The sequence below is a fragment of the Chryseobacterium sp. MYb7 genome (assembly GCF_002979455.1).
GTDB lineage: Bacteria > Bacteroidota > Bacteroidia > Flavobacteriales > Weeksellaceae > Chryseobacterium.
In genome coordinates, this window is record NZ_PCOU01000002.1 from 180,345 (window position 1) to 195,914 (window position 15,570).

Genomic DNA, 15,570 nt, shown 5'->3' on the forward strand with positions numbered 1-15,570 from the left:
GAACTTTTTGAACTGGAAATTTCTAAGTTGGAATATAATCCAATCATTAAAGAGCTTATGAAAGAAATACTTTTAGATAACTATAAACAATTCACTTGCGATATAGAGGCTAAGAGGAAGTCAATTTCAAAAGAGATTAATTTGCTTGAAGAAAAAGTTGCTAGTGCAAGAGATAAATACCTTGAAGATAAACTTGATGAAGAAGATTATAAAGAGATCAAAAAAATTACCAAATGCAAAATAGAACAACTTGAACAGGAGATTCAACAGATGGTCTCAGAAAGTAAAGAACTTGACATAAAGACAAAAATAGAAAATGCACTAGATTCAATGGAAAACCTTGTAAACCTTTACCAGCAGGGCGATCTTCAAACGAAAAGAACGATAGGGTGTTTGATATTCCCCCAAAAAGTCGAATTTGACGGAAAAAGTTTTCAAACACCTAAAATGAATATTGTTGCTCAGTGTATCTACCAGTATAACAACGGATTAGGAAATAAAAAAAACCGACATCAAAGAGTGAAATCTTCAAATGTCGGTCTTGTGAACTTAACAGGACGCTATCCAAACTCTTTTTTTACAGATATAGAAAATATTTTAGTTTTAACTCATTGATAATCATTCATTTAAAAATATTTTGATTTTGTTTGAATTCTGTTAGGTATTCCACTATTACTATATTTAGTGACATATCTAAATTACACATTATATTTACATATATTGTATAAATTTAATTGATAATATTTATAGCTGGCCTGTTATGTCTTAGTATTTCCGCAAATAATATAAAAAACAGTACTTATTGCAAAAGCTTAAAACGTATCTCTAACAGGCTAGGATGGTCTAGCCTTAAGGATAGGAGGAGGAAGATGCTACCGCTAGTTTTTATCAGCAGAAGTTTTTAAAGGTTTATCGTAATTTTATACCCCAGAGATTTAATATCTTTGTTTTTAGCCCTTACCGATAAACTGTTACGCATATTATGGCAATATCTGAAAAATAGCCTCTTTTGCTGCACAATGCTTCAGCTTATCAAATGTAATGTGGAAGTTGCAGTTAATGTTTATGAAACATGTGAATTTTAGTTATAATTGTTTTAGCGAAAAAGGAGAAGTTAGTTTACCCGATAAGGTATTTACGGCCTCCTGTTTGGAAGATGGCTTCCAGCCCATTGTTTTTCTTGACAGCTGTGTCTGTTTGCATATCATTAAAGTGGTAGAACATAAGAGAAAAGCACAAGGGGTCAATATCCAGAGAATATTAGCATTGAAAGAGTATATAACCAAATATCCCGAAACCAGGATCGATCCTTTTTTTGCATTTTTAGAGCTCTGCTCACAAAAAGAAAGTTTCGATTTTGAAAAATTCGAGGATTTTAGACACCGGATTGATTTCTTTACTCAAGTCCCCATTAAAATTTTTAAAAGCTTTAATTACGATTTTTACCGTGACTTTTTTGTGTTCCGAAGAATACCTCCCATGAAGGGAGATCCAATGGAGCCTGTGAACCAGATTCTGAAAAATTCTTATTGTACGTTACTTAAAATAAGAAGCCTGGCAACAAAAGGTCTGACAAAAAGTAATGCCGAATATAATATAGATGCACTGGCAGACTGGATGACCAATGAACTTAACATCTTTCGCGGTGCCGAGTATAAGTTGGGAATGAATATTTTTGGCGGAAATACGGAGTTTAGGAAAATGATAGGGTTGAATAAGCCTAAGGATGTCAAAAAAAAGCTTAAAGGAACTGCGTGGGATATGTTTCATTCCAAATTTACAGCAAACAGCTTTCGTATATCAGAAATACTCCAGAAAGCTATTTATCCGTTTTTTTTAACCAGTGATGCCAATCTGTTTAAAATATTTCAAAATTTTAGTATAGAGATCGTGAAAGACGGAGGAGAAAATTTCGTCACTTCTTTCGTAATGACTTCTGATTTCTCATATCCCCATCTTGATGATACTTTTATTGAAAAAAATAATAAAAAACTTTTTTACTTATTTGTGAACAGAAGTAATCATCAGCATCTCTTTAATGAAGAAAAGGTCGACAGGATGATTTCAGAGCTTGAGGCCGAAAATAACATTCCATTCTGATGTTTATCCACTAGTTTCGGGAATGCATGGTCTAATTCTTTTCCAAATCACATTTCTTTACTGCGCCAACAGCAGAAAAAAGTGCGGTCTCCATAAAAAAGACAATCCGAAACATGTCGTAGCCTTAATGGCTGGAATAGCAATATTAAAGCCAATGTTTAAATATAGCCCCGTAGAAAAGAATAATTAGACAGTTAATTATGTTCCTATTTTTATGTAAATACGGAAATTCATAAGGGTATATTTATATCTTTGCATAAATTATAGCCTTTTAAAAATTATATGGATAACAAAGAGAAATATGTTAAGTTGATCACCAGGAGACTTACCTATCTAAAAACAGAGGTAATGATTTTAAATGCCCTAAACCTGACCGACATTAACATCTTTGCAGAAAATTTTTATAGGGATCTTTTCAACCTGATTGGCTATAGTTTCACCAATACGAATTTTGAATCCAATAACTACGCTTTTATTGACCTGATAGATCATGTGGATAAGATAGCAATCCAAGTGACCTCCCAAAATGATAACGTCAAGATTAAGGAAGCTATCGATGGATTTTATAGTAAGCCGGAAAATAAAGATTATAAATTAAAGCTGATGCTGATATCCAAAGATGCTAAGGACTATAGAACGAAATTCGGACATGATTTCAAACACAAGGACGATGTTTTGGATATCACAAGACTTCTTGCCTTGATCAATGATATCTCTGATCTGGATCAGGTTAAGAAGATTGCAGAATTCTTAGACAAGCACATTGTCCCGGAAAGAAATAAGACGGAATCCAATGAAGTTGAAACCATAATGGCACTGATAGGGTATTTAAGTAATGAAGATAATTTGGCAGTCTCTGAGAGGCCTGGAAACGTTGATCCGGACTTTAAAATTTTCAACAGATTTGCTGATCATAGCAAATTTTTAATAAGTTTGTATTCGGAATTATGTATGTTGTATCAGCAGCCCTTGGCTGAGGCAAGAAAGGAAGTAGACGCTGTGAAAGCGATTAAAATTTCCACTTATCTTAAATATGAAAGTGATATGGTGCTAACTAGGGAAAATAATGATCCCAGAGCAGCTCTTGATCAACTCGCTGATATCTTTAATAATAAATTGTCAGTAAACGGACTTACATTCGATAAGCAGGCCATCAGGTTTTATTTGCTCGATGAGCTCATTAATTGTAACGTATTTCCAAATTAATAGAACATGTTGGTAAGTAAAGACGAAAATATAAAAACATCATCGGTATATGTCGCCTCGCTGATACTGAAATCCATTCAGCGTCGAAGAGCCGACAAGATATCTATTTTCGATGTTGCGAAAGATCTTAAGAAATACAATATTACCCGTTACAGGCATCTTTTCTTCGGTCTTGCATTTTTGTACTCCTCAGGGATCATCGACTTTAATGCCCCATTTATATATGTTAATAAACAGAAATGATTAAGTTAAATAGATTATATAGTGAACCTAAAATATTCGAACCCATCTCTTTCGATTATGGGATCAATATTATCATGGGGGAATCTGCCGAAAGCACAGATAAAAAAATTGGTGTCGGAAAATCTATTTGCATCGAATTTATTAATTTTTGTTTATTAAAGCGGTTTTCTGACAGTAGGTTAAGCCTCATACCCAAAAGTTCCATCGATATTATCGAAAGTGATATCAAGTTGGATCTAGACTTTAATGGGAAAAAAATGACCATTGCAAGGTCCATAAGAAATCCGGAAACCATAACGCTATACTTGGATCAAAGGGAGACTGTTTTCGACCGTCTTGAAGATGCCTCTGATTATCTGGGTAAACTATATTTTGATTCTTTTCCTGCCAATTTGAAGAGACTAAGTTTCAGAAATCTGCTTCAACCCATCATTAGGGATGAAAGGTCTGAATTTAAAGATCTGATCCAATCCCATGACACGAGCAAGAGGATTCCACCTGACTATAGTCCCCATTTATTTTATCTTAATCTTGGACTTGAGAAGTATTCCGATCTTAAGGTGGTAAATGAAAATCTCAAGAAAAAATCGGCATATTTTTCAGAAATAAAAAAAATTGTAACCCGCAACAACGAGATCAAAATTCCCGATGCTAAAGCGCATCTCAATGAACTTGATAGTGAGGTACATAAAATCAACAAAGCGATCGAAGCGCTCAAAGGTAATGCTTCTTTTGAAGCCCTGCAGGATGACCTTGTTAAACTGGAGGAGAGGATGCATACCCTTAGGGTGAGGCAGCAGGCTGTAAAATATGAAATTAAGCAGATCGATTCTCTGCCGGCACCTGAAAATATCAATGAACAGGAAATGGCCATCATTTTTAACCAGTTCAAACAGGGCCTGGGTGACCTTGTCGAAAAATCACTGGATGAACTTAAGGAATTTAAAAACAAAATTGATGGATTTCGTTCTTCTATTGTCAATGACCGTCTACAGTCACTTAAAGAAGAGCTGAGCTTGTTGAACGAAACCCTACGGAAATTGGATGACGATTATTCCAGGAAAGTAGGTCTGATTGATAACGGCGAAATTCTGAAAGATCTAAAGACTTCAATCAAGGTTTTTAATGAAAAGAACAGTGAACTGAGCAGTCTTAGGTCCTTAATAGAACGACATGACACCGCAGAAAGGGAAACAAAACTTCTAAAAGCTGAAAAGACCGCCTTGTTGGCCAAATTTGATGAAGAGCTCTATCAGAAAACTGAAATTATCAAAAGTTTTAGGGAGACAATCCTAGAGATCCACGAACAGATCATGGGCAATAGGGAAGCACATTTCGATATCATTACTACAAAGAACAATAGTATTGTGGAATTCATTATGAGAACCGATGATGACGGGAGCCATTCCACAGAACGTATGAAAATCTTCATTTATGACGTTTCTCTTATGTTCAATGAATATACAAAAAAATACCACCCAGGATTTTTGATCCACGACAATATCTTTGAAGATGATGATTCCATCGAAAAGAGTCTTAATTATCTCTATTCTTATAATGAAAAGAGTCCAAACGAGTTTCAGTATATCGTTACTTTGAATAGGGACCTTATAGAACTTGCTGACAAGAAAGGAAAATTGGTATTTGATATCGATTCTGTCAAACGTGCTTCCTTTACAAAAGAAAAGCGGTTTCTGGGACTTAAATACAATGAAACGAAATAATACGGGATTCGAAATTTTCCGCTTCTTCGGTGTATTTATCAGGTTTTTCAGTGGTCGAGGCTATGTTTGCCACGATTTTGCCACACTTTATAAAAACCCTTCGTTTAAACGTCTTCAAAGCGCATTTGCGGAAAGTGAGGGATTCGAACCTAATGATTTAAGTAATTGAAAATCAAATGATTTAAAATTTACTTTTCAAAAGTGCCACGAATTTGCCACAACTCCAATATCTTATGGATTAAGCTACAAAATCTGAACAACTCAACTAAAATACACTTTAGTTTCGATATGCAAATTAGATATTTAGTTATTATGAAATAATAACAGCTTGATCTATTGTTTAAAATATGAGTTATTTTATTTTTTGAAGGGAGAAATACTAATCGATACAAAATGTGAATTAAATTGATAATCAATAATTTAATTCACCATAAGGGGCAAATAGTGTTTAACTTTTTTCCAACTATTAATAACTATAACAAATATACAAATATCTGAAAACTAACTAATTACAATAGAATAGGGGAATAATTCACTTTCCTAACCGTACTCAAAAATTTTCGTCTAAATTTTCTGTACCTGAAAGTTCAAGAAGCTAAAAAATACCCGGTAATCCCAAAATACTTCAAATAATGGTATAAGACTTGCAAAATTGTCGGCTAGATATCCTAATAAAGCACCTATGGTTTCTTAATGCGACATTAATCCTGTTGCTCTTTTAATGTGTGTTTAACTACAGCAATTTTCGGGCGTTGGACTTCGATATCAAGCCTATTATTCCCAAAGAGATTATGTGTTTTTTTCAAGTAATTTCTGCACAAATTTTAATTTTCTGCTTCGTGAAAAATCGCTCTTAGCCTCCACTAAAAGAATATCATAAGTTGTTTGTACAAGCTGCGAGGTTTTATTTAAATAATCAGCTGTACAAACAGCATCATGTTCGGCGATATACCAATGAGTACTTAACAGTTCTTCAAGGGCATTTTTTGCACTGTCTGATAAAAAGATTCTACTTATACTAATATGATCTCGTATGTTTTGATAAGCGGCTTCGCCTTTAACACAATTTTCTTTGAAACTTGCTGCATTAGGATCATCTCTATACCAAGACCCAGGCTCTTGGTAATAACTTAATCGATCAGACAGGCTATTGTTCCAAGTGCCGAGATTTTGGAGCAACGTAATATAGCTTTGTTCCCGTACTGACCATTTTGTCGATGAAGCAGTAATAATTTTGTAAATAATGTAAAGTAAACAACCTAATATTCCGGTTATACCATATTTATTTATTTGATCTAGAATTATTTTAAAAATATCTGTCATATAAAGGATATAAAATTAGAAGTATCTGCGTAACGGTTCGACTTGTTTTTCTGGTAGTTCATAAATTGTGTTTTTTACTATTATTTCTTCTTCTGAGACGTCTAAAATATGTTCATCTAAAGTAAGAATATCTTCGAAAGTAAGACCATATCTCAATAAAAGAATATGCCTTTCATTGTCAGTCCCATACTTTATATATTTTGAAAGCTTTATAGCTCTTGGATCTTCATACTGCTCATAATATTTGATAAATGCAGCATAAAATACATCTGACAATTTAAAACCTATCAATTTATCAATGTAGTCATAAGTATCACTAATGATAAAATCGTAATCTACATCCCTTGCTAATATGTTTTTACCATCAAGATTTAATGCATTATAAGGTTGAAGATTTTTATTAGGAAATTCAGTGGGACATTCAGTATACCACTTAGATTGAAGGCGATCTAAAAATATGCGATTATTTTTTTGGAGCCGCCTTAAGTTCGATAAACTAGTGTAACTATACCTATACCAGCAGATATTTTTAAATGTTTTACCATGGACTTTCCAAATAATAATTTTTATTGCAGTATTAAAAACATTTTGTTCACCATGACTTAGTTCACGCCCTAGATAGTTTGAATATATTTCTTCAAACTTATCATATAAGGAATGCTTTTCATTTATATCCTCATTTAAAGTCTCTAAAGATATAATATCATCACCTTCAAAAATGGAGTTTAATAGCTGTTCAATCGTGGTGAAGATATCTTGTGAACTCAGTCTCCTAACCTGATTTTCTGTAAGATTTAGTTCATCATCAAAAGCTTCATTTAAAATTGCATCCTTGAAATCGTTATAATCGTCATCTTTTTCAGGCTCTTCAATATCAAGCAATGATGTGGTTTCCAATTCTTCGTCTTGTACCATTATATTTCTAAAATTTCGTATATTTTTAACTACCACAAAACCATAATCGAATTTATATTCCATTGTTGACCGGCCAGCTCTACCAATTAAGTTTTTCACCGAAAGAGGTTTTGAACCTTCTAATTTATTTAGATAAACAAGATCAAATGGCATATTTACACCTTGCTCCAATGTTGAAGTTGCAAAGCAAATTTTACATAAGCCTGCATTTGTGTATTTTTCAAGGATACTTCTTATTTTTAAAGGCAGAGAGCCATGGTGAATTACAATACCTCGTTTTAAGTAGCTAATAAGTTTGGAATAGTAATCCTTATTTTTATCCGTGTTCCCTCCGGTGTATTCAGTAAGATCTTGTATGTAATCACTTACTATTTCGTCACTGTATTCATTACATAACTTTATGTAATCCTGAAATTCTATAAATACTTTGTTATTTTTTATTGATGCCTTTGAGACATAAAAAAGTACAGACCCGTTAGCCTTCAGAATAGTTTCAATGGGATCAAAGGGAGACAAGACTTTGAAATTTCCCATAACGAACTTGTCAATACCAAAATGATAGAAACTAGAAGATGATTTTTCATGATGAAAAAAAATTTGACCAACATTCTTCTGAACAAATTGCTTAAAATTTCCGATATTAAATTCGATATTGTTTTTTAGAAATTGAGCTTCGGGGTTTTTAACAAAAGGATGTGCGAATACAAAAGTAGAATCTGGAAAATTTTTATAACAACGTCTTACCATACCGTCAAATAATAGGCCTCGTGTAGATTCTTCATTGGACAATTGGGCTTCGTCGAAAAGAAACAAGTCAATCTTGAATTGTAATTTAAGCCTAAATAATTCCCTACATCTTTCGGGAGTTACAATAAAGATATTTCGAATAGCTTTTTTTGTATTTATCTTATCAATAAAGGTCAATATATTTATTGACTTATCTTGAAGTGCATGATCTAATTTGATAAGATATTCGTTAATTAGTGCTCTTGAAGGTACAATGATTACGACATCATTTTTGGATTCTTTGATCTGATTTAGAAAAACAAATGATTTTCCAGTACTGGTTGGGGCTGAAAAACTAAAGCATTTCTTATTTTGAATACTGTACAGAATTTTTGCTTGGACTGGGGTATAATAGTGATGATACTCCTGTTTAATATGCCTGCGATATTGACCGAAAATTACCTCTTCAAGTGAATTAGCCTGTAGATTATGCTTATAAAATATACCTATAAAATATAATACTTTGCCCAGATGTTCAGCGAATTCTTGAGGATGATAAATACGAAGTAGAGTTAATATTTCAAGATCTGACGTTCGATTAGGACCACTTCTAAATAAATTGTTGAGAACAAAGGAGAATATGTCACTAATATTTTCATTTTCCTGAATTCTGCGTATAAAATTATGGCTCATATGTTAACTGCAACTAAAATGATCTCTTTAGAAGAGCAAAGAGATAAATAAGACTTATTTTTTTTGATATTTTCGATTAACAAATCTGTTGTTATATCTTTAGAAGAAAATGCTGCAATAAAGCCTACCTCATCATTGTGGCAATTTTGCAGTGATTCATCACAAAAAAAATTTTGAATGTCTGCAATGTCGGTAATATGTTGTTTGTCTTTATAAAATTGGGAAATTTGTGTTAAAGCGCTTCCATAAGCATTTTGACTGGCAATATATTTGGCTTCTCCGAAGAGAATATTTTTGTTTAAATTCAAGGAATAAAAGTCGAAGCCGTGGTTTCCAATTACTTTTTTCTTAAATAACTCAGCGAGAGGAATATCTAAATATGCATAACTTTCAATTATGGATTGGCGAGCAAGTTCTGAAACGACATATTCTCCGGAGCTAGTTGTAACAGTATCATCGTCCTTCTTAATAATTTTTGTAGCAATATAAGCTATCGTTGGCTTAGATCGTTCTTCATAACTGGATCTTAGGAATTCCCTATCGAATGTTGATATCCAGCTTAGGTTCATTAATGAATCAAGTATATGTTTGAGAGTAAGCTTAAGATCTGTCGGGTTAATCCTTAAAAATTTAATATGTGGTTTAATGGCCTGGCAATCCACAATTGTGTATCCCTTCATAGTTATTGGTTTGACTAAATATAATAAATATTTTGGTAAGAGAAATCTACGATATATTAAAATATTAGCATTATGGATTTCCGTAATAAAGAGAATAATATTGTGTAAATCGGGAAGGTATTTTAACTTTGCTTTAGAAGACCATTAATATTATTATTTAAACTTAATGATTGTTTGTAACTAAAAACAAACAATATAACATCCACGAATTACAAGGCATGTCAATTGGAGTTTAATTTGGTTGGAATTATTATTCTAAGAGAGAGTAAAAAGTTGATAAGGCTTGTATTTGCTTGGTGAAAATTTTTGATAGACTTTGATTATGAGTGTGTTAAAATAGGTGTTGTGATTCTGCTAATAATATCTACTTTGGATTAAGGATGAAATATTAAAATAGATTTTATGCTATTAAATCATTATTGCTGTAATATTTCCTTTTTGCTGCGGTATCCTTAATGACAGGAAGATGTGTATTTATTATAATCAAAATTTTGCAGTTCCTTAAAAATACTTCTGATATGTAGGTGTCATATTGATGTGACAATGTCATTAATTACTGCTGTTACTATGAAAGTTTCTACTGAATTTCCCTTTTTAATTGATATAGCGTAAACTGCTTTTTGTTTATCATTTCATATGATTAAAAATATTAATTTGTAAATCAAATAAATACATTAATTATATGAAGTCAGCCTATTTATATGTCCGCGTAAGTACAGATGAACAAAAAAGAAAAGGTTACTCTCTGCCTGAGCAAGAGGATAGATTATTGAAATATTGTAAATATAACAATATAGAAGTAAAAGGCATTTATCGGGAAGACTATTCTGCCAAAAATTTCAACCGACCTGAGTGGAAAGAATTGTTTTCAGAAATTAAAAAGAAATCATCAGGAGAAGATAAAAACATACTATTTATAAAATGGGACAGATTCAGTCGTAATGTTGAATATGCTTATGAAATGATTGGAAAGCTTCGGAAATATAAAACAATAGCCATGGCTATTGATCAACCAATAGATTTTTCTGTTCCGGAAAGTACTGTTATGTTAGCTGTATATTTAGCCGTTCCGGAGGCGGAAAATACTCGGAGGGCTCAAAATACAGCAAATGGTATTCGTCGAGCGAAGCTGATGGGTAGATATCCTAATAAAGCACCTATTGGATTTATTAATTTGACATTAATGGATGGTAAAAAAGTTATTGCTCCTAAAGAGCCTGAAGCTGATATTATAAAGTGGTCTTTTCATCAAGCTGCCCAGAACGATCATAAGATTTCCGAAATAATGAAAATGGCTAATGAAAAAGGATTGATATGTTCACGGTCACACTTCTTTAGAATTTTACGGAATCCAATTTATTGTGGGCTTATATCAGTCAAACTTAAATCTAATGAAGAACAAATGATAAAAGGTTTGCATGAACCTTTAATATCTGAATCGTTATTTTATCAAGTTCAGTCTGTTATTAATACAAAAAGAAAAACTACTTCAAAAAAAGATGATTTAAAAGAGCTGTTTTTTCTTAGAGGTTTTTTGACTTGTCCTGTTTGCGATCGAAAACTCAGTGGAAGTATTGCACAAGGAAGCTCAAAAAAATACCCATATTATCATTGTCATGATCGCTGTAGAACAAGGATAAACGCAATTTTACTGAATGATTGCTATCAAAATAAGCTTCAGCAATTAATACTATCAAATAATACAATTGACTTATTTAAATGTATTTTACAAGACCAGAATATAAAGACACTGAAAGCAAGTTATTTGTACAATCAAAATTTAATTGAGAGAAAAATAAAAGAAGAGGGGCAAGTTCTTTCTAGAGGCAGAAAGTTGTTTTTAGCAGGAGTATTAAAAATTGATGACTACAATGAATTAAAAAAAGAGAATCAAGTTAACATTAGGCATCTTAAGAAGGAAGCGCGTGATATTTTTCTTAAATTAAAAGCTATTGATAAAAAGGATCAAATAGAAGATAAAGAAATAGTCGAAGTTTTTCGAAAATTTTCCGAGTTTGACACCTCAGATAAAAAAAGTCTTGTGAGTCTTATTCCACCAGTTGATATTGATTATAAAACAGGAGATCTTTCTTTGGACTTGAATCAAGCATTTTTAAAAATATTATCAAAAAAAAGTAACCGAAAAACTAATAAGAAAAATGAATTTTATTGATAAGAATGTTTCAGTTGAACAAGCAATTATTCTTCTTGCCAAGAATGGAGTTCAGGTAAATGAGAAAGAAGCTAAAATTATATTAGAATTACTATATTTAGTATCAAAAAGTTACAATAAGCCAAAAGAGGAAAAAATACTAGAACCTTAATGGGATTTCAAACTACGCTTCAATACCGATGAAATCTCTGATAGAGCACTTTTAGACTGTCTGTTTCAGGTGGACTAGGGATTTCACATCAAAAAATTCAAATTATAAAATGTCAGGCTGTAAAAGCTTGATATAGAGATTTTTATGTGTAAAAAAAGAGAGACAACTATCAAATAGTTGTCTCCTTAAGTGACCTCGACAGGACTACACTAGGTTAATTTATATTATTCTCTTAAACTATAAATGTATCTGTAAATCACTTGTAGTAGGGGGATTTAATTAAATTGAATTTAGAGAAATTTTGATAGAATAAATAATTTGGATACAAAATCGGATACATTTCATTATTTTAGAAAACGAAAAACTTATTTTAATTATGGCATCAGTAATATTTTTTTTGAGAAGTAATATTAAGAATAAACCTAGCAGTATTTGGATTAGGTTCAAAGATAAAGACATTGATATTAGTCTATCCATGAAAGAATTAAAATGTAGTGTCGATGAATGGAAAAATGGGAAATGTAAAAATGCTAATAAAAAAATGTTTGATGCGGATTTAGAGCCCATCAATACCAAGTTACTAAAAATAGAAGGATATGTTTTACAAGAATATAACAACCTAAACTCTGTTTTGGATTTAAAAGTTTGGTTAAAATCTTGTGTAAATAATATTTTGAATCCTAAAGAAAAAAGCATCTATTCATCCAATATAATTGATTTTATTGATACTTATTTAGAAATTAGACAAAACTCAATCACGAAAAGAACAAATTATAAAATTAAAGTATTGAAAAGTATGTTAATAGATTTCTGTAATTTCAACAAGAAACCACCTATCATACAGTTTAAAGACATGGATAACTATTTTAAAGATAGTTTTGAAAAATATTGTTTAAATATAAATTACAAACACGAAACAATATACAGTAAATTAAAAGATGCTAAAGCTATATCCAAATTTGCTGAAAATTATGATATTGAAACCCATCCACATACGAAAGAATGGAAACTTGGAGTTACAAAGTTTGTAAAAGATAAGCCCAAACATATATATCTGAATTTTGAAGAATTAGAACAAATTAAAAAATGCAAATTAGCTCAGGAGGATTTAGATATTGCAAGAGATTGGTTAATTATTGCCTGTTTTACAGGTCAAAGAGTGAGTGATTTTTTGAGATTTGAAAAATCTATGATTGTGGAAGATAAAGATATGAGGTATATAGAGTTCAGGCAGGAAAAGACAAGAAAATTAATGCAAATTCCATTACTTATAGAAGTACAAAAAATACTGGATAAAAGAGGTGGAGAGTTTCCGAAGAAAATATCAGATGTTAGACTTAATCAGGATATAAAAATTGTATGTAAACATGCTAAAATAAATGAACTCGTTTATGGTAGTAAATCTCAGGTCTTGGAAGATAAAACCAAAAGAGGAGTTTTAGGAGATTATCCAAAATATAAACTTGTTGCAAGTCATATAGGTAGAAGGAGTTTTGCAACTAATTTTCATACTCTGTTACCTACGGCTGATGTTATGTATGTAACAGGTCATTCAACTGAAAAGCAATTCTTAATGTATATTGGTAAAACAGAAAAAGAAATGGCAGTACGAACAGCAAATAGTTTTGCTAAAATTGGGTTTTAATAATTTACGCTATCAAATATGATTAACATAGAATCCAAAAGAGGAATAGCATTAGATTTCATTGTTTATGTAATAGCTATGGAAGACCCTGTTTCATATCATGGCATACATGAGTTCTTTTTACAAAATTTTAAAATAGATAAACCTACATATATACCTGATATAGGAGATATAAAGGCTAGATTGGACAATATAGAAGGAGACTTAATCATTGAGGTTAAAAATATAATTATTGCGGAAATCATACAAGATTTAGCGTCCTATTATCCGAAGGAACTATCACCTCAAAAAGTAGAAAGCTCAGATGAATTAATAACAGATTATTTCGAGTATATAAACCGTTTTGTAAATATAAATGCAGTAATTGTTAATGATGGAACAATAGATTTTCCTAATATTGGGTCAATTGATGAAATTTACAATGATGAAGAAATTAATAGTATTGTAAGTGTAATCAAGACTATAATTATCATTACAACTAATATAGTACAGCAACTTCAAAAACATAAATCTGAAAGTTTAACAATTAATCAAAACGAAATTAATTCTGCTGTCATATCAGAACACTTTCAAAATTACTTACTTCTTAAAATTATATCTCCAAATATTTATATAAGTTATTATGCTTCGCTTGTATTCTCTTTACAAAAAAGGGCATCAAACTTTTTAAGTCGTTTTATAAGGGAAGTTAGTGGGGTATCAGAATCAATACTTATCAATAAATATTCTAGTCGTGAAAAATATCTGGATTATCAAATAAATGAAAATGAAAAATTACTCTTTGAGCATTCATTTCAGACTCCGCAACTTGATGGTTCTTTTTTTACTAATACCGAATCTTCAATTATATCTTTACAATCATCTTTTATCTCTTTGGAAGAATCTCTTAAAAACTACCTTAACATATTAAGCGCATCAGAACTATTACGATTTGCAGACTTTACAGGAGTCAATTTATATCAGTATTTAGAATTAAATGCAGAACATTCTCTTTACGGAATGAAGCTGAAATATCTGAATTTACAGCGATATGGAGAAAAAGTGCATTCACAGGAAAGTAAGTTCCTTGAGAATGAATTAGATGTTTTTATGAAAGAAAAATCCGCTTTTGTTGATTATCTACAATCAAAATCCTTTGATAACGATGCTGTAAAAATTATTTTAAATGCACTTTCAGAAAATAAATATAGTAGTAACGGTATTAAAGGAGTAGAATTCAAAAATGATATTTATTTTTTTAGGTTTTGTTACTTCTTCTATATTTTCGATTATTTCTCTGAGGTCGAAGGAAAGAAATTTGATACTATTGCTTCCTTTGAAAAAATTACTAAATTCAATACAGATAATAAAAGAGAGGTAAAACAACAATATCTTAAAAATTTTATTGACATTGATAATACACAAGGTAAACACTATCCTTTCACTTTTAAGACTACTAATGCTTTTCTTACAGAAGTTGAATATTCATTAGGAATTAATAGGGAAAAATTAAAACCGATTCCAGGATAAAAAATGATTAAAATTTTTACAACTGATAATCAGCAAGTTAAATTGTTTTATCTGAAAAATATTTTCCCTGTTTTTTCCCTGTTTTCCCTATCTGAACCTTTGCATCATAATCTTAAAAAAATAAAAATTATGACAACTTCAGCCATTCAATTGATGCAGATAGATTTAGAATCTTTTGGTCAATACATTCAAAAATTAGTTAGAGAGGAATTAGAAAAACATATTCCTGCTCAATCAGCGGAAAAAGAGTTTTATACTCGTGAAGAAACAGCAAAACTTTTAGATGTAAGTTTGACAACATTATTTCATTGGAATAATGACGGTACATTGAAAAATACCAAAATCGGCAACAGAGTGTATTACTCAAAAGATGAAGTATTCTCAAAATTGAACCAAGCTTCTTAAAACTCAGGGAACTTCTTCCCAATCCAGTTATTTCTTAACCATTTACCACACTTTTATGTTTAATCAAAGCACAGTTG

General features: G+C 31.2%; 13 protein-coding genes. 10 read left to right on the top strand and 3 right to left on the bottom strand.

The features are described from left to right. Positions 1-57 precede the first annotated feature (57 nt). From CQ046_RS02760 to CQ046_RS02780, 5 genes are all read left to right on the top strand, one after another. Complete coding sequence (locus tag CQ046_RS02760) at positions 58-615, top strand: hypothetical protein (RefSeq protein ID WP_123906563.1); 558 nt, start codon at positions 58-60, stop codon at positions 613-615. Between the two features lie 459 nt (positions 616-1,074). After that, positions 1,075-2,100 (top strand): hypothetical protein, encoded by a 1,026-nt coding sequence (locus tag CQ046_RS02765; protein ID WP_123906564.1) that lies wholly within the window; start codon positions 1,075-1,077, stop codon positions 2,098-2,100. 282 nt (positions 2,101-2,382) lie between these two features. Continuing rightward, positions 2,383-3,306: an SMEK domain-containing protein gene (locus CQ046_RS02770; RefSeq protein ID WP_105680710.1), complete on the top strand. Its 924-nt coding sequence runs from the start codon at positions 2,383-2,385 to the stop codon at positions 3,304-3,306. Positions 3,307-3,312: 6 nt separating this feature from the next. Further along, entirely contained in the window at positions 3,313-3,549 is a 237-nt protein-coding gene (locus CQ046_RS02775) for a hypothetical protein (RefSeq protein WP_105680709.1), read from the top strand. Next, positions 3,546-5,273 (top strand): DUF2326 domain-containing protein, encoded by a 1,728-nt coding sequence (locus CQ046_RS02780; protein ID WP_105700801.1) that lies wholly within the window; start codon positions 3,546-3,548, stop codon positions 5,271-5,273. Before CQ046_RS02775 ends, CQ046_RS02780 begins: the two co-directional genes overlap by 4 nt. Positions 5,274-6,062: 789 nt before the next feature. Here the strand turns inward: CQ046_RS02780 and CQ046_RS02790 are convergent. Genes CQ046_RS02790 through CQ046_RS02800 form a run of 3 tightly spaced genes read right to left on the bottom strand, consistent with a single transcriptional unit; the run spans position 6,063 to position 9,610 of the window. Next, a complete protein-coding gene (locus CQ046_RS02790; RefSeq protein WP_105700803.1) occupies positions 6,063-6,596 on the bottom strand; it encodes a hypothetical protein in 534 nt (177 codons plus the stop codon). A 15-nt stretch (positions 6,597-6,611) separates the two neighbouring features. After that, positions 6,612-8,930 carry a DEAD/DEAH box helicase gene (locus CQ046_RS02795; RefSeq protein WP_105700804.1) on the bottom strand — a complete coding sequence of 773 codons (2,319 nt, stop codon included), beginning with the start codon at positions 8,928-8,930 and terminating at the stop codon, positions 6,612-6,614. Next, complete coding sequence (locus CQ046_RS02800; protein WP_105700805.1) at positions 8,927-9,610, bottom strand: hypothetical protein; 684 nt, start codon at positions 9,608-9,610, stop codon at positions 8,927-8,929. Before CQ046_RS02800 ends, CQ046_RS02795 begins: the two co-directional genes overlap by 4 nt. Positions 9,611-10,292: 682 nt before the next feature. Between CQ046_RS02800 and CQ046_RS02805 the strand changes: the two genes are divergently transcribed. The 5 genes from CQ046_RS02805 to CQ046_RS02825 all read left to right on the top strand — a co-directional run bounded on the left by CQ046_RS02805 (position 10,293) and on the right by CQ046_RS02825 (position 15,493). Beyond that, the gene (locus CQ046_RS02805) at positions 10,293-11,783 is read left to right on the top strand and encodes a recombinase family protein (RefSeq protein WP_105700806.1); all 1,491 of its coding nucleotides are present in this window, start codon (positions 10,293-10,295) and stop codon (positions 11,781-11,783) included. Next, a complete protein-coding gene (locus CQ046_RS02810) occupies positions 11,770-11,934 on the top strand; it encodes a hypothetical protein (RefSeq protein WP_047388376.1) in 165 nt (54 codons plus the stop codon). Before CQ046_RS02805 ends, CQ046_RS02810 begins: the two co-directional genes overlap by 14 nt. Before the next feature lie 376 nt (positions 11,935-12,310). Continuing rightward, positions 12,311-13,579, top strand: a complete 1,269-nt coding sequence (locus CQ046_RS02815; protein ID WP_105700807.1) for a phage integrase SAM-like domain-containing protein — start codon at positions 12,311-12,313, stop codon at positions 13,577-13,579. Between the two features lie 18 nt (positions 13,580-13,597). Further along, positions 13,598-15,088 (top strand): hypothetical protein, encoded by a 1,491-nt coding sequence (locus tag CQ046_RS02820; RefSeq protein ID WP_105700808.1) that lies wholly within the window; start codon positions 13,598-13,600, stop codon positions 15,086-15,088. A 3-nt stretch (positions 15,089-15,091) separates the two neighbouring features. Continuing rightward, positions 15,092-15,493 carry a helix-turn-helix domain-containing protein gene (locus CQ046_RS02825; protein ID WP_105700809.1) on the top strand — a complete coding sequence of 134 codons (402 nt, stop codon included), beginning with the start codon at positions 15,092-15,094 and terminating at the stop codon, positions 15,491-15,493. Positions 15,494-15,570 lie beyond the last annotated feature (77 nt).